Source organism: Veronia pacifica, from assembly GCF_001707825.1.
In the GTDB taxonomy this organism is placed as follows: Bacteria; Pseudomonadota; Gammaproteobacteria; order Enterobacterales; family Vibrionaceae; genus Veronia; species Veronia pacifica.
The window spans coordinates 148,725-168,901 of record NZ_LYBM01000001.1 but is presented as its reverse complement, the minus strand read 5'-3'; the positions used below and the strand labels follow the sequence as shown (position 1 = coordinate 168,901).

The window sequence follows — 20,177 nt, the reverse complement described above, 5'->3', positions numbered from 1 at the left end:
GGCGCTTACTCACCCAAACTGTTTAAAATACAAAATCACAGTATTTCTATGAGAAAATGCACCGCGAGTAAACGTCCACGTTCATTTTCTTGTTTTAGCGAAATTATTTTTTTGCCACAACACGCATTTCTACTAAGGCATTTTCTGGAATAAACTCAGATACTCCTACAGCAGACCACGCTGGATATGGAGCTTTCACATATTCATCTTTTACTTTTGAAAACACATCAATGTGTGCCTTTAAGTCAACGTGGAATGTGGTCATTTCAAGAATGTCATCGTAAGTTAATCCTGCGGCATCGAGATATACACCTAGTTTATAAAACGCATCGTGGAACTGCTCCTGGGGATCAATGCTGATTGGTTTATCTTTTCTAGCAGCAGTAACGCCGGATAGATAAACCGTTCCATCTGCTTCAATTACTGGTGAAAAGTGCCAATCGTCGTAGTAGTGTTTGAATTGCTCAGGGACAATAGACTTCTTCATATTACCTCTTAGGCATAACGCTTAGAGCATGGGCGCGGCTTTTTCGCGTCCCTTGCCTTTACTTGTTACTTTCGAATTAATGTAATCCTCAAAGATATTAAATCCTGGCTTATTTGGGTTCTTCACCAAACCGACTTTCTGCATGTTATGACAGTAATTGCCAATATCCACTGGAGAAGTCGCCTCTATAAAACTCACGCCTTTAAGGCCGCCTGAACGCAATGATTCAAAGTATTCATGTTGAGGTTCAATTAATCGCAAGTGCATATCAAAGTGACTTCTGTTGCGACTCTTATCGTTTTCTTTCCTAATTCGTAATTCATCGATACTTGTATGCAATAAAACATACGAATCAGGGAAATCTAATTTGCCTTGTAAGAATGCCTTAGAGTAGAAATCCAAAACTGCATCAAAGGGTTGGAAATTTAGATCATCAAGAATCCAGTTATACCAAACTGGCTGCAAATGATCCCCATCTAGGATGGCTACTTCACCAGATTGAGAGACCTCATTAGCTAACTCCCAACGTTTAACTTGCATTTCGAAATACCAGTCATCTGGTTCACCAGATGACTGTTCGAATAATTCGTTTACTTCTGGAATGCGAACGTATCCGTACTCTTTTTCCATAAAAAAAGCTGCAGTACTCTTTCCGATACCGCTAGCCCCTTCAAGACATATTATTGGCATTCAGATTCCCTCACAGTAACGTAAGAATAACGGGCGTTTACTACCCAAATTTATTGAAGAGCCTGAATGACAGCATTCCTGTGAAAAAATGCGCCAAAAGTAAACTTACCTCGATCATTAGCTTGTTAGAACGAACTTTGAACAAGCAACTCTTGCATTCTTTTCATCTCTCTCAAAGCAACTCTATCGGCTTCAATACTTATTTGAGACTCCGATGATGAACACCACATAACTTCATCAGCTTCTCGATTTGAGAGTTTACCGCTCCAATCGAGAACAACGTAATAGTGGATCAGCTGTAACTCTTGGGTTGGGTGATGCAAAGAGCACAGGTAATAGTATGTATTTGGTACAACGTTTAACTCTTCCTTGAGTTCACGGACTAAAGCTTGCTCGCGAGTTTCCTCTAGCTCAATATGCCCACCGGGTAGAGTTATCAATCCAGGGTCGGTCTCCTTGTGTAAGGCACGCTGCTCAACAAGCACTTTATCGCCTTTTACCAACATGAAACTGACACATTCCTTTGCTGTCATTGATTGCACCATTGAGGTCTAACAAGGTTTTACACACAGGCGTCCAATATAATTCCTGCGATTTGTCTAATATAATCCACGAGTGAAATTTGCGATCGTCTGCATACCTCGTGCCCTCTCGGCCAGATTACCCATATGCCTACTGCCCATACACCCTCTAGGTCATTTACGGAATTCACCGACGAAAAACATTTGAATAGCTCAAAAAATGGTAATGATATGACTTTCGAGGCGGGTTAAGAGCTAATAAACATGTGATTCAAGACGCTCAATGTTTAACATCATCATTGAGAAGAGATTGTGCAAATTGACTCAGGGCTGTGCCTTCAAAACGATAATATTCTTTTTCTGATACTAGGCTGGCACCAATAGCCTGATAAAACTGACCGGCTCGTGGATTGATGCTCTCTGCTGTCCAATCCAAACGCTCACAGCCAGCATTTACTGCTACAGCAGCCAGATACTTCATCAAGGCCAGACCCACTCCTTTTCCCCGCGCCGAAGAGGTAACGAATAAGTCTTTGATATACATTTGGCCTGAAAGTCTTGGGGCGGGATACATCACAGTATAAGTGGCAAAACCACGCACCTGACCCTTCTCATACGCCGCGATGATTTTGACACTGGATGCTTGAGAAAATACGCGTTCAGTCAGGTAATGAGACAGCTCGTTTTGAGTTGCTGCATTTTCCGCGAAGTAATAGCTTTCCAGCTCAACAAAGGCCGGAAGAAGATCAAGACAATGGTCTGCGATAACATGCTTAATATCCATTCAGTTCCCTTATTACTATATAGATAACATTATTCTCTGGTCAGTCACTCTGCACACATCAGTATTTACCTGTTTAACGTGAGCGACTTTTATTGAATTTCTCCAGTTCTACAAGCAAAAAAGCAGCAGCTTCTTTCGGCGAGATATCGCTTGTATCCACTACCACATCATATTTCATGTAATTGTGAACCAGAGGATACTCCCACTCAGCAAGGCCAATTGCTCTGTCTCCACGAGAAAGCTCGCGATGGATACAAATATCCAAGCGGCATTGTACCTTGACCCTCACGACCTCAAAATCAGACAGGATATCTTCAAGCGCGTCCAGTTCATCTTGATGCACCCACGCATTGTCAATGATCACTCTGCACCCTGCTTTCAATAGCGCGCCGACGCAATGATGGTAGCCATCTGTAAGCTGATGGTAGTCGTAACCGTCCCGTTCAATGGCTCCGCCAGCCATCATTCGCTTGAGGTCAGAAGGTGGCAGGGTATACAGAATACTGTCGATGCTGAAGTTTAAATACTGTACGGGAATGAGTTCCTGCAACTGTTTCGCTAAACTCGTTTTCCCCGAACTGCCTGTACCATTCAATAAAATAACGTCTGGATACACTAAAAACTCCTCTGGTTTAATACTGATTACCCTCGGCTGATATTAGTCCGTTGACAAATAAGCGGATACAGCAGGGTATTGAACAATGTCATGTCTGCGGGAATGCTCAGGTCACATCAGACACCCTCAAGGCGCTGGCTTACTATTTCAGTTTCATGGCGTAAGAAAAGATAAAGTGGCAGCCCAGCAGATACACCAATCGTCAGTGTCGCCATAATGGCAAGATACCCGTATTTCACATTGTGCTTTCTGCTGTCGTTAACGATGAATAAGATAAGCGCGACAGCAGCGATCGCTACGTCTAACCATGCAAAAACACTGATGGAATTGACGGTGGCATCCTTGATGAGTTGCCAAAGGTCAGGGCCATTGTCGATCAACCAGGGTAGAAAAGCGCCATAAGGTAAAAGAGTGCCAACGACAGCCAGAATCAGATAAATCCATCGCATACCATTTCTCCGTCAAATTCTCTATTGCTTAACTATCAATGATTTATACGGCATCAGAAATGGTAGAAATGTTTTACTTCGATTAGCGCCTCAAAATCGCAGAAATTCCTCACATCACAATAGAAATTTACGTTTTGACCACACGCACGCTGAATAAACTAAGATCAATCGAAAAATATTCCTGCCCAAGCAAAATACGGTAGGTAAGTAATCTCATAACCCATTTGCACCAATGAATACCCGGTGAAGTGAATTCTGATGGAGTAGTGCGAAGTGATGACAACGGATACATCAATAAAAACCACAAAACACCTTATAGAAGGCACTGTGAGTCATTTTGCCAATCCAAGAGCTGGCGCAAGTAATGTGTATACCGACCAGCACCAGTCAATACTGAATCTGACAAACGCAGAAGTAGCCATTCGTGATATTAAAAAATGGCCCGGATACAAAGCGACGCCACTTCTCTCTCTAAACGCCTTGTCAGATCAAGCTGGTTTTTCGCGTATTTGGTATAAAGATGAATCACAACGCTTCGCTCTTAAAAGTTTCAAAGCACTTGGTGGAGCCTTTGCTGTCGCACGTCAACTGCAAGCTGTCCTGAGAGAGAAAATCGGCCAACAGGTGTCAATCGATGATCTTCTTCTTGGTATGTACAGTGAGCATTTGGCTGATGTGACTGTCAGTTGTGCGACTGATGGAAACCATGGTCGTTCTGTAGCATGGGGTGCTCAGATGTTTGGCTGCCAATGCGTCATCTTTATTCATTCTGATGTCTCTGAAGGACGGCGACTGGCCATGGAACAATTTGGTGCTGAGGTCATTCGTATTGATGGAAATTATGACGAGTCCGTTCGCACTGCAGCGGAGCAGGCCAAGCAATACAATAGAATTATCGTGTCCGATACCTCCTATGAGGGGTATATGGACATACCCAAAGATGTTGCCTTGGGTTATACCGTTATGCTCGCTGAAATTATCGAGCAATTAGACGGAGAAATACCGACCCATGTCGTTGTGCAAGGCGGCGTGGGTGGATTAGCAGCCGCAGTCTGCGGCTACTTCTGGCAATATTGGCAACAAGAGCGTCCACGCTTTGTGGTTGTTGAACCTGAGAATGCAAACTGCCTTCAGCAAAGTGCAAGAGCTGGAAGGCCTGTCACCGTGACCGGGGATTTAGAAACCATGATGGCTGGACTTTGCTGCGGCGAAGTATCATTGCTGGCATGGACAATTTTAGCGTCAGGCGCAGACGATTTTATGACCGTCAGTGAAGAAACCGTGCCCCAAACCATGCAGTTGTTAGCCAAAGGGGTGGGTGAGGATCCGGCCGTTGAGGCGGGTGAATCAGCAGTTGCAGGGCTTGCAGCCATGGTCATTGCACGTAAAACGTCTGACTTTGCTAACCAACTTAACCTAAACAGTGACAGTAAGATTCTGGTTTTAGGCACAGAAGGGGCGACAGACCCCGAATTGTACCACCAGCTTGTTACCAGCCAGATTAACGAATCCTCCTAAGCAAGAAGGCGGACGCAGAGTTAATTCTCTGCGTCTTCTTCTATATTCAATGACAGTCCGACTTTCACCGCATCCATCACCACATTGGTCTGAAAGCTCTTGATGTTGGCATTATCAAAGAAAGTTTCCCGGGTAAAGGTGTCATACCCTTCCATATCTCTTGCAGTTACAATCAGGATAAAATCTGAGCTGCCCGTGACGTAATAACACTGCTGTACTGCGGGGTTAGCTTGCATGTCTTTTTTAAAATTATGCATAAGGTCGACACGCTCACGTTCCAGAGCGACCTGAACGACAAAGGTCATTGCATGACCAACGACTTTTGGATTGACGACAGCCACGTCGGCCTCAATGACCTTCTCTGCTCGTAAGCGCTTCAATCTTCGCTGCACTGCCGCGGGTGACAGGCCAATCTGGTCGGCTATCTTGTCAGAGGTAATGCGATTAGAAACTTGTACTATGTTCAAAATCTTCCGATCAAAGCTATCAATTACCGGAAGGCTGGATTTCGGCATAAACATACCCTTGTTTTCTACACCGCCAAGAGGCCGTTTTTTTAATGCCCCTGAGTTTCTACTTTATTTTTGACCTGACCCGGCCTCTCGTCAAGACGTTGAGCAACGCTTACACACTTATAAAATTTACTTTTTTAATCGCTTATTGGTTTTTACTCGCTTTGACGCGACTACACCAGTGGCATTGAATTCAACGAAACGACGTGTATTAAGAATCGCACTCAGAGTGAGACAGTTGCATTTAAGCTGGATCAATGTCTGATAGCAATCCATTAAATGCGTTGACAAGCTCTTACAGCAATGTCACGATTATCCGATGATTTTTAAAGCAGCCATCTCACGAATTATTAGCATTATTTCTCTAGAAATGGTGGGATAGTTTGCATAACTAACAAATTAGAAACCCGCCCAAGAGGCGGGTTTTTTTATAACTCACCTCAAAGGGGAACAGACAGAGGTGAATATGTCTTCAGAGCAAAAACCCGGGTCAAACTCGGCGAGCTTTTCTTTTGTCCACACCGAGCATGAAGTGCTCAAGTTCTGGCAACAAAACCGGATCTTCGAACAATCCATTGAACAAACGAAAGATAAGCCTGCCTTTGTCTTTTACGATGGTCCTCCATTCGCAACTGGCCTGCCTCACCATGGTCACCTTGTCGCCTCTACCATCAAGGATATTGTCCCACGCTACCAGACTATGCTTGGTCATCATGTTGAGCGCCGCTTTGGATGGGATTGCCACGGTCTTCCTATCGAACATGAAATTGATAAAACCCTCGGCATGTCTGCCAAAGAAGCAGTAGAAAAATACGGGATCACTAAGTACAACGATGAATGCCGGGGCATTGTGCAGCGTTATACTCAAGAGTGGGAAAAGACCATTACCCGTTTAGGCCGTTGGGTCGATTTTAAACACGATTACCGCACCATGGAACCATGGTATATGGAATCGGTATGGTGGGTATTTAAGCAACTCTGGGATAAAGGGCTGGTATATCTTGGTGAGAAAGTCGTGGCCTACTCAACAGAGCTGGAAACGGTATTATCCAACTTTGAAGCATCTTCTAACTATAAAGATGTGCAAGACCCTGCTGCCACTGTGCTGTTCAAGCTTGAAGACGAAGACACCTACCTCGCAGCCTGGACAACCACCCCTTGGACATTACCTTCTAATTTGGCGCTCTGTGTAAACCCATCGATTAACTACGTGAAGGTCCTCGACAAAACTATCGACAAAACTATCTGGATCGCCGAAGCCAGAATGGAAGAGGTGGTTAAAAAGCATGATGTCGAAGTGCTGACAACAGCAAAAGGTAGCGAGTTATCCGGAAAGCGTTATCAGCCGCTTTTCCCTTATTTTGCATCACAACAAGATAAAGGCGCGTTCCAGATATTGTCTGATGGCTTTGTGTCTACAGACAGCGGTACAGGTATCGTTCATATGGCACCGGCATTTGGTGAAGATGACCAGCGCGTTTGCCGTGAGCATGGTGTTGAAGCCAGTGTTTGTCCTTTAGATAACCGAGGCCGATTTACAGCCGAAGTGGAAGCGTTTGCGGGGAACTATGTCAAAGACGCTGACAAACCGATTCTTCAGGCACTTAAAAATGATGGCTTGTTATATCGACACGATACCCTGTCGCACAGCTATCCCTTCTGTCCTCGTTCAGATACCCCGATCATTTACCGCAGTGTGCCTTCATGGTACGTCAATGTCACCAGCATCCGGGATAACTTGGTTGAAAACAACAAACAGATCCAATGGGTACCGGGACACATCCAACAAGGCAGAATGGGTAAATGGCTCGAAAATGCAATGGATTGGGCCATATCCCGCAACCGTTATTGGGGGACGCCACTCCCCATCTGGATCAACGACAAAACAGGTAATCAGATGTGTATTGGCTCTATTGAAGAGCTGACATCACTGACAGGTCAGGAGGTCTCTGATTTACACCGTGACCACGTCGATGAGCTGACTTTCACGCGGCCAGACGAAGAAGGCGTGTATCGACGTATTCCAGAGGTGTTTGACTGTTGGTTCGAATCCGGTGCAATGCCATACGCTCAAGCCCATTACCCGTTCAAAAACAAAGAGCAGTTTGAGTCTAATTTCCCGGCCTCTTTCATTGCCGAGGGCGTCGACCAAACACGCGGCTGGTTCTATACCCTACAGGTGTTGAGCGAATGTCTCTTTGGTCAGCCCGCGTTCAAAAACGTTATCGTGAATGGCATCGTCATGGCCGAAGACGGCAAAAAGATGTCGAAGCGTCTGAAGAACTACACTGCACCAGACACTTTGATGGAGCAGTACGGCGCTGACGCATTGCGTTTGTATCTCATCAACTCAAGTTTGGTAAAAGCAGAGGAACAAAAGTTTGCCGATAGTGGCGTACAGGAAATGGTGCGTCAGGTACTTTTACCTTGGTATAACGGCTTCAAGTTCTTCAAAACCTATGCGGACATTGATCAGTGGAAAGCATCGGGCTCACTCAGCACTGAAAATGTGCTCGATCAGTGGATTGTCTCTCGCCTCGAAAGCCTGAAGGAAAAGGTGAATGCGGAGATGCAGGCGTATCGCCTATACGAAGTGGTACCACCTCTGTTTGAGTTCTTGGAAGACCTCACTAACTGGTACATCCGCCTGAACAGAGCACGCTTCTGGCAAACAGAGATGAATGAGGATAAAGAAGCCGCGTATAGCACGCTTTATTACTGTCTGAATACTTTCTCCACCTTGATGGCTCCATTTGCGCCTTTCTTGTCTGAGCATGTTTATCAGGAACTTAAGCACTTTTCCAATAAAGAAAACGCCGCAGATTCCGTTCATTTGTGTGAGTATCCGCAATCGAGCACTGAACGCAAGGCACCTGAGTTGGAGAAAAGCGTCCAAAGACTGCAGAACTTGGTCGTAATGGGCCGACAGAAGCGCAACGAGCTCAAAATTAAAACCAAGACGCCACTCCAGCGAGCGACTGTGCTGCATAGAAACACCGCAGAGTTAAATGATGTGATGCGACTGGCTGACTACATCAAGGCAGAGCTGAACATCAAAACGCTCGACTTCAGCACTGAGGAAGACCAGTTTATTGATTTGTATGCGAGGGCTAACTTCCAGCTGCTTGGAAAGCGTCTCGGTAAGCAGATGAAACATTTTGCGAGTCTGATTGCGAACCTGACGGCTGAAGAGATCGATCATCTTCAAACCAACGAAGAAATACAGCTCGATGGAGAATCTTTCAGTGCAGAAGAGATCGTCATCTATAGAAAAGCAAAAGAGGGCGTCAATGCGGTATCAAACCGTTATATCTCGATGGAGTTTGACTCAGAGCTGACAGAAGAGCTCATCGCAGAGGGAATGGTTCGAGAAATTGTTGGCTTAATTCAAAAAAGACGAAAAGCACTTGGGTTCGAGGTGACAGACAGAGTCAACGTCTCACTCCACACCTCACAGTCAATTCAGGACTGGATTAAAACGCACGAAGACTATCTAAAAACAGAAACCCTGACGACCCAACTCGATTTTGATGCAAGCCCTGATTCAGGCGAGCAGCATGAACTTGAACTTGGCTCAATCACCATTGATGTTAAAAAGCAATCTGATTGAATTTAAACGCCAAAGATTAGATGTAAACGATTAAATATAAACGAGTAACAGAGAATTCGCCTTCTCTGTTACTCGCTCGTCAGTTCTCTTTTCAGATAGCGATTTAGGATAATGTATGGCGTCCATCACGCACAGTTGATCGGCGATATACGCAAAACCAACAACGACTCACTTCCCTCACCCGGAGCTACCGAATAGAAAATATCAGGTCTTTATTTACCCATCCTCTTTGTTTTGATTCCCAAAGCGTTTGTCCAGATGTCGAAATAACAGAACCATTACCTCCATCACTAATCGAAGTAGATAACTTGCACTATCTGGTCGCCCAGAGATACGTTGGTGACTCGATACTCTTAGCCGGATTATGTTGAGAACACTGAAATGACGACAAGAAAAATAGCAACCATTGCGATCCATGGCGGTGATCTGAAGGACAAAGGCCACAATGCCATTTTTCCACCCATAGTTACTGCAAGCTCCTTTGTTCAACCCAACCTTGGCGAAGGCGGTGAATTCAGTTACTCCCGATGTGGCAACCCGACACGTAAGGCTTACGAATCCGCCCTTGCAGCGCTGGAGGGAGGCATTTATGCGACAGCAACTGCGTCAGGGATGGCAGCAACGTCGCTCGCACTGGAGCTTCTTCCAAGAGACGCGCACCTTATTGTCATGTCGAGTGTTTATGGCGGTACGTATCGTCTATTCGAAGACCTGCGTACCCGCACGTCAGGGCTATCTTTCACTTATGTCGATCTTAACAACATACAGGCAGTCACATCTGCCATACAAAGCAACACCGCGATGATCTGGATTGAAACGCCGACTAATCCACTGCTTGAGTTGGTCGACATGACAGCCATTTGCAACCTCGCCCAAGAAAACAACCTGCTGACCTGTGTCGACAATACTTTCTCAACGGCATGGAACCAGCGCCCTCTCTCTCATGGCGCAGATATTGTCATGCTCTCAACCAGCAAATATATCGGTGGTCATTCAGATTTGATAGGCGGCGCGCTTATCACCGCACGTGACGATCTGGCAACCTCACTCGACAAGCTAAAAACAACTGTCGGTGCCACCGCCTCCCCATTTGATGCCTATCTCGCGCTACGAGGACTGAAGACACTGGATGTAAGAATGGAACGTCAATGTGCCAATGCCCTTAAGATTGCTGAATTTCTCTCAGCGCACAGTGAAATATTGGAAGTTCATTACCCCGGTCTTCCCTCCCATCCGCAGCATGTGTTGTGCAACAAGCAAATGCGAACAGGAGGTGCTGTGGTCACGATTCGTCTGAGAGGCAACAAAGAGACAGTGAGGCGATTTATTGGCCGGCTTGAACTTTTTGTACTCGCAGAATCACTCGGCGGTGTTGAGAGCATGGTCAACCATACCGCCAGCATGTCTCACGGCTCAGTGCCTCAAAAAGAGCGCGAAGCTATGGGTATTTACTTTGAAACCCTTCGTCTGTCGGTGGGTATCGAGGATGCAGATGATTTAATTGATGACCTGAAACAAGCACTGGCACCATAAAGGGCAAAACGAGGTTTATCCGGCTAATGAAAAGCTTGGCTAAGTTTCAAAAATAAATAGCTATCAGATTTTGTTGTGACCATGGGTTATGAAAGCCTCTAATGCTATTTAGAGGCAAGACAAAAATCTAAAAAGGGCCTTTCCTCGTCTCAATATTTGGCTATACGTACTCAGGAGAGGTTCACGAATTAAAGTTCGTCAGAGATTAAGGGCGCAATGACCAGGGCTCCAATTGCCCCACTATGTATGTCTGCTGATTGCGCTTGATAGCTGCTATCACTCCAGCCGAGATCTCTTCGTTTCTTAGCCATCTCGACTGACCAGACTCAACAGTAAAGCCCAGTACGATCTGATGATAATTTATGCCGTCAGCTACAGTATCGGCGATATCATTTGCCTTGCCAGGATTCGTGACACTACTTCCGAGCACCTGATAAATTATGACTTCTCTTTCTGTTTGAACGAATAAACGGGACAGTTCACCAATAAACGCACTGCGATGAAGCCACGTAACAACCATATCAGGCACACCAATTACATTAATATGCTGGCGCAGAGTGCTGATAAAACTCTCTTTATCGTCCCAATTTAAACTGAGGGTGTGATGCTCGGTATTTACATTCACCAGTCTTTGATTAAACCGATTCAATGACTCCTTTGTTCGAGCCACGGATGTGAAAACATCACTTTGCTGGGCAAGCTCGTAAGAGGCATCACTCAACATTCCTGTACCACCGATAACCAATATATTTTTATGCATAGCAAACCAAAAATTGCATTTAATACCGTTTGATTAATACCGTTTAGCCAAAGACTGTATTTTTTTATTGGAGGTTTGGCAGCTTAAAATCACATCATCAAACACATATGTGACTCTGGAGAACGTTGCCCCAATGAACACATCAACGCAGCTGCCGCCAAAATATATCGAACAGCCCATTATGCACCAGACAGGACTGTTCTTTTATCTGCTTACACTTGTTGAGAATCACCACCCAACAGTTTTAAACCCACAACACCCATGACAATTAAACCAATACAGCCAATGCGCACCCAGTCTAATTTATCACCGAACAAAATTATCCCGGCGATCATGACGCGACAGCACCTATACCCGTCCAGACTGCATAGGCGCTCCCAACAGGCAGCGTTTTCATTGCAAGGGCCAGAAAACCAAACGATATCCACATACCAGACACCATGATGACTGACGGCCAGAGTTTGGTAAAACCCTCTGAATACTTCATGCTTACCGCCCAGACAATCTCAAACAAGCCAGCAATTGCCAAATATAACCACGCCATTTTCTACTCCATTATCTATCAACAGGCCATATAGACTTTATGTATGTCACTCATTATCAATATTCGCTTTTATGTATTGACGAGTATTATTAGCACTTATCTGATTTACCAAGTACAGTACTTAGTCGTTGATATTAGAGGAAGCTCGAAAGCTATATTGCTGAAAATAGTGAAGTAAATTAATGGATAGGAAATATATTGCTCGCTATCTTGGCAATACCTGTTCCTTTATATAAATGGCAATGGATATCTGATTTTTGCCACCAGCTTTCACTCATTGAGCAGTAACCATTTGCCGTTTCACTATATTAAAATTCGGCTTATTTGAGGTTTCTGACTCAGGAATAAATGGGTAACACACCACGGTCTTTCACCTTACGTATCGCAAGCTGAGTGTGAATATCTTTCACTGTCTGAAGGCACTGAAGTTTACGAGTGAATTGTTCATAGCCCAGCAAATCCTTAGAAACGACCTCTAACAAGTAGTCGTAGGTCCCCGAGACAACATGGCAACTGACCACCTCAGGCATATCGCTGATGGCCTGCTCGAAATCATCCACTGATGTGACCTGGTGGTTATTAAGACTCACTTCAACAAACATCGTCATCGCGATGCCGACTTTTTCGCGTGAGAGAGCTGCGTGGTAGCCATCAATGATGTTCTCTTTTTCCAAGCGCTTTATCCTTCTGGCACATGGTGAGGGTGACAGCCCCACCATGTCTGCAAGCTCGGCCGTTGTCAGTCTTGCGTCTTTTTGCATTAGAGCCAAAAGCTGTCTATCGATACGATCCATATGGTCACGCCTGAATAAATTAAGAATTAGCAAAATATTAGCTGAAAGCAGCGCGATAAAAAATATTACCGTCAATATTGCCACCTTACGCTAAAGCATTTGCTTGATAATGGCTACCATTCAATCGTCATTTACATGGATTCAATCATGTCATCAATTCAGAATCTGATGCAACATGCTGGCTCTCACAAGAACATAGCGTTGTCAGCAAATATCAAAGGCTATTTTGCCATGCTGGCAACACTTTTGATTTGGGCGGGGTTTTTCTTGTCACTCAAGGGCGGTGCTAATTCAGAACTGGCACCCGCTGATCTCGCTCTAATGCGGTTTATCGTGCCGGCAATTTTACTGACTCCATTTGCTCTTCGCGCGCGCAATGAGATCAGAGCAATCCCTATGAAGTATTTGGTCGGTATGTTTATAGGCAGTGGCCTACCATACTTATTGGTTGCCAGCACAGCCATGCAATATGCTCCTGTCTCACATGGCAGCGCGCTCATTCCGGGTACACTCCCATTATTTGTCACAGCAATCGCGGTGTGCCTTTTCAATCAGCCTCTCAGTTCACACCGAATTATCGGCCTGATAGCAATCTCTGTTGGCACCGTACTTTTTCTGACCACAAGCATGAATGTCGGTGAAATATCGTCCACCTATGATTTGGCTCAGCTAAAGGGACATCTTCTATTTCTGGCTGGCAGTTTCATGTGGGCAGTCTTTACCATCTGTGCCAGAGTCGCCAACCTTAACGCACTCGCATGTTCGGGTTTATTGGCTATTTTTTCCTGTTTGGGACTTTGCGTTTCTATAAGTATGGGATGGCTATCAAGTGCACTTGTAGAGACACCCCTATCACTGTGGCCTTGGCAAGACGTTATTACGCATACATTATTGCAGGGTGTTGGAGCGGGGGTTGTTTCTTCTTTTACCTATTTGTATGCAGTAAAACAGCTGGGAGCAGAACAGAGTGCAGCTTTCGGGAGTGCTACCCCTGTGGTTGCGACATTGCTGGCTGTTCTTCTGTTAAACGAGCAGCCTGATTTAATGACTATCTTCGCACTCGCATTCGTCTGTGTTGGCAGTTTGGTCGCGAGTAATATCTTCCACAAGCAACACCGCTCGGGTAGCTGAGCATAGTACGAAGAGGAGGGCTTTCATCGAAGTCTTCCTTTTCACTTACCCCTTATAAACGTAACGCCTCCCCCATAAAAACGTTAAAGATCATTTATATCAGAACTTTACCCTAACCTTTCAATACTAAAACGTTTTTCGCATAGTAGGTATCACACAAACTTATACCGATTGACCAAAACTTTCATTCGCCACTCTGCTCTGATCCAAAGATAAATGCGCACACTTATTGATAACAAATCTCATTTGTTTTAAAGTACGTGCCCGGTTATGTTATAACATTACAATTAACGCAGCCCATGCTAGGAGGAACACATGAAGCAAGGGATTCATCCAAAATATAGAAAAGTGGCCTTTCACGATACAGGGGCAGACAAATATATAGTGGTAGGTTCTACCATTGAGACGTCAAGGACTGTCGAGATAGACGGCGAGACGTACCCTTACGTGACGCTGGATGTGTCTTCATTTTCACACCCCTTCTACACAGGTACACAGAGAGTTGCCCGACAGGACGGTCGAGTGGCACGATTTGCTAAACGTTTCGGAAATGCAGGTTTAAAGGCAGGTAAATAATGCAAGTTCTTAGTTCATTGAAAAGCGCAAAAAAACGCAGTAAAGATTGTCAAATAGTAAAACGCAGAGGTCGTATTTACGTTATATGCAAGTCAAACCCACGCTTCAAAGCGGTTCAAGGGAAAGTGAAGAAGAAAAAGTAAATCCTATCGCATCAGGTTCTACATATTTATGCTTCACACTTTTATAAAAACGCCTGTGACAAGTTAGAGCATGTCACTGGCCGTTTTTATATTTAATGAAGCGCAAAAAGCTGGAATCCTCCACCGCCAGTCTTATTTCACCTGCCCAGTCTTATTTCGCCTGTCTAGAAGGCATCATCTCCCAGTTCATGGCAGCCAGAACTAACAGCCCGGCAAGAATGCCAAGATTTTTGACAAAGTTCTGAGTCTCGTGTGCTTGTATCAATCCAGTATAATTCCAGAAGTCATGCAAGCTGATGTTAATCAGAACCACCATCACCGCCAATACCAGCGCCATAATGGCAGTGAAACGATCGAAAATGATAAGCAATGCTGCGCCAATTTGAATTATTGCAGCAAGTGGCAACAGAACAGGGGCGAATGGCATTCCATGATCTTGCATCAGGTTAATATGTTGTTCCCAGGCAGCAAACTTCATGATCCCGGGCAATAAGAAGTAAAGTGCCAGCAAACATCGGCCACTATTGTACAAATACCTTTTCATTATTATCCTCATCGAATTAAATCTTGGAAGATTATATCGCTCGTGATTTAAATTTACTGAGATCTCTATTCACTTTAACGTGAACGACGTTTATTGGCGGCTTTTTGCATACCTACCAACTTTCTATGTTGTCTCTTCAATATTTACTCACATGTCACTGTTACACACTGTAGAAATTTTCAACGCTGGATATCTGTGACGATTTAATTTAGAAAGTGATAAAGTCTTAGATATGGCAATGATTTACCTTGGTATATCACTCTGTGATCACAATATCTTTGATATACTCCCACCTTTAAGGGTGATAAAAAAACAAGGAATAATTATGAAAAAGACGCTGTTTACTCTGGGACTTATCACGTTATTGAGTGGGTGTGATAACAGTGAGGTCGGTGACGTCTCGCTAGGCATGTTTACTCTGAAAGATATAAAAGTTAACAACCTCGTTGACCCGATTGTCACAGGCGTAACCTGTCACATCGCGTCTGTCGAAGCAGATTTGAGTCTTGCCGATCCCAGTGACAGCTCTATTTCATGTCGTCAGACTGGCGAAATAACGCCACAAATGATTGCAGAAATTGATAAAGATAAATCTGGCGAAGTGGTATTTAAAAAATCTAAGAGTATTTTCTTTAAATCGATGAAAGTACGCCGTATTTATGATCCTGAAAACCAGACGCTGATGTATCTGTCTTATTCAACAAAAGAAACATCTGGTAGCTTTAAACACAGCTTGTCTACCGTGCCACTTTGGGGCACTGCAGCTTACGTTACACCGCCAGTCGTAGATAAAAAATAAACACTCTGCTATTGCACATCGAAACGTGCTTTCGTCATAACCAGCAGTCGGTAAAATGCCGACTGCTGGGATTCACACTGTAAATCCTGTCAGTCACTTCTGATGCTCATTGCTGCTGACGATTCTCTTGATAACGTCATAGAATCTGCCAATGGTAGAGGCACTCATTCTATATAAATGAAATCTCCCCCCTGCAATTTATCTATCGAAAAAAGAAACATCTTTCACTCCATAGATTTTTCATTAAGATAAGCCGACCAAAAAATCAGGGGTAAAAGATGTCATCAGTAAGCTCACATACCGTTAAGGACGTTGAAGAGGCAACGGAAAATTGGCTCAATCAGGTCGTTATTGGCTTAAACCTTTGCCCTTTTGCGGCAAAGCCACAAAGAAAACAGCAAATTCGTATTCGGGTTTGTGAAGCCGACGATGATGAGTCTGTTATGCAGGTTATCTGTGATGAGTTGAAGGCACTGGACGAGAATGATCCTGAGGTTTTGGAAACAACACTGATTGTCACACCAAACCATTTTCAGGACTTTGACCAATATAATCAGTTTCTTGATGTGGCTGATATGCTGGTTGATCAATTTGGTTGGCGTGGTATTTATCAAGTGGCCAGCTTTCATCCAGATTATTGCTTTGCGGATGCAGACCAAGACTGTGACAGCAACCTGACCAACCGTTCACCATTCCCAGTCTTTCACCTGATTCGAGAAGCCAGTATCGAGAAGGCACTGAAGCATTACGGTGGTGATCCTGAGGATATTCCCGATATTAATGTCGAGAGGGTGTGCAACCTTTCAGCGAAGGAAAAGCAACAACTGTTCCCGTTCCTTTTCCCGCACTGAGTTAAAGCAACGCGCTAAACACCCTCTACGATGCTTAGTCTGAAATACACTGACACTGTGCAAGAGGTTCATCCGCAAACCTCAGGGTCAGTGTATCGCCATCGTTCAGTACACCAACACCTTTTGGCGTTCCGGTGAGTACGACATCACCCGGTTGCAGCGTAAAGAACTGGCTGATGTGGCAAATAAGAGCCATCACTGGTGTCAGCATCATTTCAGTGTTTCCCTGTTGCCTTTCAGCCCCATTGATATCAAGACCGTAACGACAGTGTGCAAGGTCGATACCGTCACTTTCCAGGAAAGGACTCAGCGCACAACTCCCATCAAAGGCTTTGGATAGTTCCCACGGCAACTGCTTATTCTTCAATTCACTCTGTATTTCACGGCGGGTCAGATCTAATCCCACCCCGATGCCTGCAATTGCACTTCGTGCTTGTTCCTCACTCGCGCAACACAAGGTCTCACCAATCAGAACTGACAGCTCAGCCTCATAGTGAATGGGGGTGAAACGGGTAGGTAAAATGAGGTCTTCCGAGGCACTGACAACAGCAGTCGCAGGTTTGATAAACAGAACGGGCTCATCAGGTACAGGATTATCCAGCTCTAAAGCATGATCTGCGTAATTACGGCCGATGCAAACCACTTTTCCGACAGGTAAATTCACATTACCTTTATGCTTGTATTGATGTTGATACGTCATTTTTTCCCTTAATTCACATACAAATTCCATTTAACTTAGATCCTACGCCGACTTTGGCATTCCTCTCAAGTGGCGAACAGGACGGCGTTGGCAAATTAGAGGCGGGTCACTTGTTCAAAGCCATAATGGCAACAAATATGAATAAGAGGAATATTTGACCGGAGCATAAGCATGGAAAATTTTGATTTTGATACAGCTATTTCCTGCATCATATTTGATTGCGAGGGAACGCTTGTGGATAGTGAAATTCTCTCACAACAGGCTCTGGTCAACACGTTTGCACATTTTGGTGAAACGCTCTCGCTTGACGAGTGTGTAGAGCACTTTCAGGGAGGAAAGATAACTGATGTTTTACTTCAGACTTGTGAGCGTAAAAACGTCAGTTTTCCGATTGATAAACTAGAGCTCCGTTACCGAAAAGAATGTGACAAACTGTTCAGTAAACATCTCAAGCCGATGGAGGGAGTCACTGAACTCCTCGACCACCTCTATCAGATAGGTTTAGATGTATGCGTTGCCTCAAATGGTCCGATTGATAGGATGTATGCCAGTCTTGAAGTGACAGACCTGCTCCCTTATTTTGAGGGGCGGTTGTTTAGTGCCTACGAAACCAATAACTGGAAGCCCGCACCGGATGTTCTTCGATATGCGGCAATGAATATGGCGACGCCAAAAGAGCATTGTTTATTTATTGATGACACCTTGTCTGGCATAAAAGCAGGCATTAATGCAGGGATGAGGACACTGCACTTTAATAACACTGGCAGAAAGACTATCTCGCATCCTTTGATTAAAACCGTCACCAGCATGAAAAAAGTAGCGAAAGCTATTAACAGAATGCCAGTGGCCAGCAACTGGCATTAGGATACATCCTCAAGTAAATTCAGATAAATTAAATTTTGGACATCTCAGGGCAGGCATAAAAGCACACCGCGTCATTTTGAATCTACTGCATGAGCGACACCTGTCAGCAGCATCATACTTTAAACACAGTACCTCTCACGAAACCACCAAAGATCTGACATTCTTTTCCTTGATCATTCTTTCGGTGAAAGAGTTCGTCATCCAATAAAAAAGGATGCCGAGGCATCCTTTTAATTTTAGTCTTGAACCATATTAGTCCATCGTTTCCAACTGCTTTTCATAGCTATTGAAACGCGCTCTGACCTTATCTGACGCACCGCCAGTCAGCATACTGACGATAACAACTGCCAGAGTCGCCAGAATAAAGCCCGGAACGATTTCATACAGGTCGAAGATACCGCCGGTCAGCTGTTTCCAAACCACCACTGTAATACCACCTGTCAAAATACCAGCAAGTGCACCGTTGCGGTTCATCTCTTTCCAGAACAAGCTCAGTAATAGTGCAGGACCAAAAGCAGCACCAAAACCAGCCCATGCATAAGATACCAGACCAAGCACTGTACTATCGGGGTTCATTGCGAGTGCCAAAGCGACCAGCGATAAAGCGACAACAGCAATGCGGCCCATCATCACAACCTGCTCATTGGTCGCATCCGGACGGAAAACCTGCTTATAGAAGTCCTCAGCCAGCGCCGACGAAGACACCAGAAGTTGTGAATCAGCAGTACTCATGATCGCAGCAAGAATCGCAGCCAGCAAAATACCTGCGATCACAGGGTGGAATGCAGCGTTGACCAGTACCATGAAGATTTTTTCGCTGTCTTCCAACACTGTACCGGGATGACCATCAACATACAGGATTCCTACAAGGCCGATGAGCATCGCACCAAACATAGACAGGGCTGTCCATGTGACGGCAATACGACGGGCAGTGCCGATATCTTTATTGCTGCGCGTCGCTTTGAAACGAGCCAGTATGTGTGGCTGACCGAAGTAACCCAGTCCCCAAGCAGCGAGAGAGACAATGCTGATTGTTGTCAGAGGCTGACCTTTCACATCATTCCAGATGGTCAGTAATTCAGGGTTTTTAGCCGTCAGACCAGCACTGAGGTCAGCGAATGAACCGTCCATCACCGCCAGAGGCACGTATACAAGTGCCGCTGACATCAGAAGTCCCTGTACCAAATCAGTCCACGAAACGGCAAGGAATCCGCCAAACAAGGTGTAGGAAACCACGCAAACCGTTCCGATAATGACTGCAATTTGGTAATCAAGACCAAAGACAGTCTCGAATAGCTTACCTCCTGCTACCAATCCAGAACTGGTGTAGAAAAGGAAGAAAAGGAGAATAAAGAATGCAGAAATAGTTTGAAGTAATTTGCTGTTGTCATCAAAACGACGGGCAAAAAACTCAGGGAGTGTCAGTGCGTTATCAACCTCTATACTATACGTGCGCAGGCGTTTTGCACAGATAAGCCAGTTTAACCAAGTACCGAGAAGTAAGCCGCCTGCAAGCCACAAGGATTCCATACCTGCCGCATATGCGTAACCCGGTAAACCGAGCAACAACCAGCCACTCATATCTGATGCACCAGCAGATAACGCAGCCGGCCAGGGGCCCAGAGAGCGTCCCCCTAGAAAATAGTCCTCTGAATTCGATGTTCTTTTATAGGCGTAAACACCTATTGCTAGCATCAGGGCCAAATACGCAACAAACGTAGCGCTGACAGCAAAGCTGTTTTCTATCATTG

At 44.8% G+C, this 20,177-nt stretch carries 21 protein-coding genes and 1 pseudogene; 9 read left to right on the top strand and 13 right to left on the bottom strand.

Translation table 11 applies throughout. The features are described from left to right. Nucleotides 1-103: 103 nt before the first annotated feature. From A8L45_RS00755 to A8L45_RS00730, 6 genes are all read right to left on the bottom strand, one after another. Entirely contained in the window at nt 104-487 is a 384-nt protein-coding gene (locus A8L45_RS00755; protein WP_068898189.1) for a RidA family protein, read from the bottom strand. Between the two features lie 21 nt (nt 488-508). Further along, complete coding sequence (locus tag A8L45_RS00750; RefSeq protein WP_068898187.1) at nt 509-1,177, bottom strand: nucleoside/nucleotide kinase family protein; 669 nt, start codon at nt 1,175-1,177, stop codon at nt 509-511. Between the two features lie 125 nt (nt 1,178-1,302). Next, entirely contained in the window at nt 1,303-1,710 is a 408-nt protein-coding gene (locus A8L45_RS00745; RefSeq protein WP_068898185.1) for an NUDIX hydrolase, read from the bottom strand. 268 nt (nt 1,711-1,978) lie between these two features. Then, nucleotides 1,979-2,482: a GNAT family N-acetyltransferase gene (locus A8L45_RS00740; RefSeq protein ID WP_068898183.1), complete on the bottom strand. Its 504-nt coding sequence runs from the start codon at nt 2,480-2,482 to the stop codon at nt 1,979-1,981. 73 nt (nt 2,483-2,555) lie between these two features. Beyond that, a complete protein-coding gene (locus tag A8L45_RS00735; RefSeq protein WP_068898181.1) occupies nt 2,556-3,098 on the bottom strand; it encodes a chloramphenicol phosphotransferase CPT family protein in 543 nt (180 codons plus the stop codon). 116 nt (nt 3,099-3,214) lie between these two features. Next, nucleotides 3,215-3,547 (bottom strand): DUF2834 domain-containing protein, encoded by a 333-nt coding sequence (locus A8L45_RS00730; RefSeq protein ID WP_068898179.1) that lies wholly within the window; start codon nt 3,545-3,547, stop codon nt 3,215-3,217. 276 nt (nt 3,548-3,823) lie between these two features. On the opposite strand from A8L45_RS00730, the gene A8L45_RS00725 reads away from it, so the two are divergent. Beyond that, entirely contained in the window at nt 3,824-5,065 is a 1,242-nt protein-coding gene (locus tag A8L45_RS00725; protein WP_068898177.1) for a diaminopropionate ammonia-lyase, read from the top strand. Nucleotides 5,066-5,085: 20 nt separating this feature from the next. Here A8L45_RS00725 and A8L45_RS00720 read toward each other — a convergent pair whose 3' ends face one another. Beyond that, nucleotides 5,086-5,580, bottom strand: coding sequence for an Lrp/AsnC family transcriptional regulator (locus A8L45_RS00720; RefSeq protein WP_068898174.1), 495 nt, complete (start codon nt 5,578-5,580; stop codon nt 5,086-5,088). 463 nt (nt 5,581-6,043) lie between these two features. Between A8L45_RS00720 and ileS the strand changes: the two genes are divergently transcribed. Continuing rightward, on the top strand, nt 6,044-9,187 hold the full coding sequence (gene ileS, locus A8L45_RS00715) for an isoleucine--tRNA ligase (protein WP_068898172.1): 3,144 nt from the start codon (nt 6,044-6,046) through the stop codon (nt 9,185-9,187). Between the two features lie 381 nt (nt 9,188-9,568). After that, the gene (locus A8L45_RS00710; protein WP_068898170.1) at nt 9,569-10,720 is read left to right on the top strand and encodes a trans-sulfuration enzyme family protein; all 1,152 of its coding nucleotides are present in this window, start codon (nt 9,569-9,571) and stop codon (nt 10,718-10,720) included. 205 nt (nt 10,721-10,925) lie between these two features. On the opposite strand, the gene A8L45_RS00705 is transcribed toward A8L45_RS00710, so the two are convergent. The 3 genes and pseudogenes from A8L45_RS00705 to A8L45_RS00695 all read right to left on the bottom strand — a co-directional run bounded on the left by A8L45_RS00705 (nt 10,926) and on the right by A8L45_RS00695 (nt 12,818). Then, entirely contained in the window at nt 10,926-11,480 is a 555-nt protein-coding gene (locus tag A8L45_RS00705; protein ID WP_068898168.1) for a Rossmann-fold NAD(P)-binding domain-containing protein, read from the bottom strand. 212 nt (nt 11,481-11,692) lie between these two features. Continuing rightward, nucleotides 11,693-12,024 (bottom strand): annotated as a pseudogene (locus A8L45_RS25655) (DMT family transporter). 338 nt (nt 12,025-12,362) lie between these two features. Next, entirely contained in the window at nt 12,363-12,818 is a 456-nt protein-coding gene (locus A8L45_RS00695) for an Lrp/AsnC family transcriptional regulator (protein WP_068898166.1), read from the bottom strand. Between the two features lie 168 nt (nt 12,819-12,986). Between A8L45_RS00695 and A8L45_RS00690 the strand changes: the two genes are divergently transcribed. From A8L45_RS00690 to ykgO, 3 genes are all read left to right on the top strand, one after another. Beyond that, complete coding sequence (locus tag A8L45_RS00690; RefSeq protein WP_068898486.1) at nt 12,987-13,949, top strand: DMT family transporter; 963 nt, start codon at nt 12,987-12,989, stop codon at nt 13,947-13,949. Nucleotides 13,950-14,264: 315 nt separating this feature from the next. Then, nucleotides 14,265-14,525, top strand: coding sequence for a type B 50S ribosomal protein L31 (locus tag A8L45_RS00685; RefSeq protein ID WP_068898164.1), 261 nt, complete (start codon nt 14,265-14,267; stop codon nt 14,523-14,525). Continuing rightward, entirely contained in the window at nt 14,525-14,668 is a 144-nt protein-coding gene (gene ykgO, locus A8L45_RS00680) for a type B 50S ribosomal protein L36 (RefSeq protein ID WP_068898162.1), read from the top strand. The genes A8L45_RS00685 and ykgO overlap by 1 nt, the downstream gene beginning before the upstream one ends. A 151-nt stretch (nt 14,669-14,819) precedes the next feature. On the opposite strand, the gene A8L45_RS00675 is transcribed toward ykgO, so the two are convergent. Then, entirely contained in the window at nt 14,820-15,212 is a 393-nt protein-coding gene (locus A8L45_RS00675; protein ID WP_068898160.1) for a DoxX family protein, read from the bottom strand. Nucleotides 15,213-15,537: 325 nt separating this feature from the next. Here A8L45_RS00675 and A8L45_RS00670 point away from each other — a divergent pair, with 325 nt between their 5' ends. Next, nucleotides 15,538-16,011 (top strand): CreA family protein, encoded by a 474-nt coding sequence (locus A8L45_RS00670; RefSeq protein WP_068898158.1) that lies wholly within the window; start codon nt 15,538-15,540, stop codon nt 16,009-16,011. 278 nt (nt 16,012-16,289) lie between these two features. Beyond that, entirely contained in the window at nt 16,290-16,862 is a 573-nt protein-coding gene (locus A8L45_RS00665; protein ID WP_068898156.1) for a DUF1415 domain-containing protein, read from the top strand. A gap of 34 nt (nt 16,863-16,896) precedes the next feature. Here A8L45_RS00665 and A8L45_RS00660 read toward each other — a convergent pair whose 3' ends face one another. Further along, nucleotides 16,897-17,592, bottom strand: coding sequence for a fumarylacetoacetate hydrolase family protein (locus A8L45_RS00660; RefSeq protein ID WP_245680614.1), 696 nt, complete (start codon nt 17,590-17,592; stop codon nt 16,897-16,899). A 141-nt stretch (nt 17,593-17,733) separates the two neighbouring features. Between A8L45_RS00660 and A8L45_RS00655 the strand changes: the two genes are divergently transcribed. Further along, entirely contained in the window at nt 17,734-18,426 is a 693-nt protein-coding gene (locus tag A8L45_RS00655; RefSeq protein ID WP_068898154.1) for an HAD-IA family hydrolase, read from the top strand. A gap of 252 nt (nt 18,427-18,678) precedes the next feature. On the opposite strand, the gene putP is transcribed toward A8L45_RS00655, so the two are convergent. After that, nucleotides 18,679-20,175: a sodium/proline symporter PutP gene (putP, locus tag A8L45_RS00650; RefSeq protein WP_068898152.1), complete on the bottom strand. Its 1,497-nt coding sequence runs from the start codon at nt 20,173-20,175 to the stop codon at nt 18,679-18,681. Between the last annotated feature and the right edge of the window lie 2 nt (nt 20,176-20,177).

What these genes read in the sequence shown, in the direction of transcription:
- A8L45_RS00755 (WP_068898189.1), bottom strand. Translation starts at nt 487, where the DNA reads ATGAAGAAGTCTATTGTCCCTGAGCAATTCAAACACTACTACGACGAT.
- A8L45_RS00750 (WP_068898187.1), bottom strand. Translation starts at nt 1,177, where the DNA reads ATGCCAATAATATGTCTTGAAGGGGCTAGCGGTATCGGAAAGAGTACT.
- A8L45_RS00745 (WP_068898185.1), bottom strand. Translation starts at nt 1,710, where the DNA reads ATGACAGCAAAGGAATGTGTCAGTTTCATGTTGGTAAAAGGCGATAAA.
- A8L45_RS00740 (WP_068898183.1), bottom strand. Translation starts at nt 2,482, where the DNA reads ATGGATATTAAGCATGTTATCGCAGACCATTGTCTTGATCTTCTTCCG.
- A8L45_RS00730 (WP_068898179.1), bottom strand. Translation starts at nt 3,547, where the DNA reads ATGCGATGGATTTATCTGATTCTGGCTGTCGTTGGCACTCTTTTACCT.
- A8L45_RS00725 (WP_068898177.1), top strand. Translation starts at nt 3,824, where the DNA reads ATGACAACGGATACATCAATAAAAACCACAAAACACCTTATAGAAGGC.
- A8L45_RS00720 (WP_068898174.1), bottom strand. Translation starts at nt 5,580, where the DNA reads ATGCCGAAATCCAGCCTTCCGGTAATTGATAGCTTTGATCGGAAGATT.
- ileS (WP_068898172.1), top strand. Translation starts at nt 6,044, where the DNA reads ATGTCTTCAGAGCAAAAACCCGGGTCAAACTCGGCGAGCTTTTCTTTT.
- A8L45_RS00710 (WP_068898170.1), top strand. Translation starts at nt 9,569, where the DNA reads ATGACGACAAGAAAAATAGCAACCATTGCGATCCATGGCGGTGATCTG.
- A8L45_RS00705 (WP_068898168.1), bottom strand. Translation starts at nt 11,480, where the DNA reads ATGCATAAAAATATATTGGTTATCGGTGGTACAGGAATGTTGAGTGAT.
- A8L45_RS00695 (WP_068898166.1), bottom strand. Translation starts at nt 12,818, where the DNA reads ATGGATCGTATCGATAGACAGCTTTTGGCTCTAATGCAAAAAGACGCA.
- A8L45_RS00690 (WP_068898486.1), top strand. Translation starts at nt 12,987, where the DNA reads ATGCAACATGCTGGCTCTCACAAGAACATAGCGTTGTCAGCAAATATC.
- A8L45_RS00685 (WP_068898164.1), top strand. Translation starts at nt 14,265, where the DNA reads ATGAAGCAAGGGATTCATCCAAAATATAGAAAAGTGGCCTTTCACGAT.
- ykgO (WP_068898162.1), top strand. Translation starts at nt 14,525, where the DNA reads ATGCAAGTTCTTAGTTCATTGAAAAGCGCAAAAAAACGCAGTAAAGAT.
- A8L45_RS00675 (WP_068898160.1), bottom strand. Translation starts at nt 15,212, where the DNA reads ATGAAAAGGTATTTGTACAATAGTGGCCGATGTTTGCTGGCACTTTAC.
- A8L45_RS00670 (WP_068898158.1), top strand. Translation starts at nt 15,538, where the DNA reads ATGAAAAAGACGCTGTTTACTCTGGGACTTATCACGTTATTGAGTGGG.
- A8L45_RS00665 (WP_068898156.1), top strand. Translation starts at nt 16,290, where the DNA reads ATGTCATCAGTAAGCTCACATACCGTTAAGGACGTTGAAGAGGCAACG.
- A8L45_RS00660 (WP_245680614.1), bottom strand. Translation starts at nt 17,592, where the DNA reads ATGGAATTTGTATGTGAATTAAGGGAAAAAATGACGTATCAACATCAA.
- A8L45_RS00655 (WP_068898154.1), top strand. Translation starts at nt 17,734, where the DNA reads ATGGAAAATTTTGATTTTGATACAGCTATTTCCTGCATCATATTTGAT.
- putP (WP_068898152.1), bottom strand. Translation starts at nt 20,175, where the DNA reads ATGATAGAAAACAGCTTTGCTGTCAGCGCTACGTTTGTTGCGTATTTG.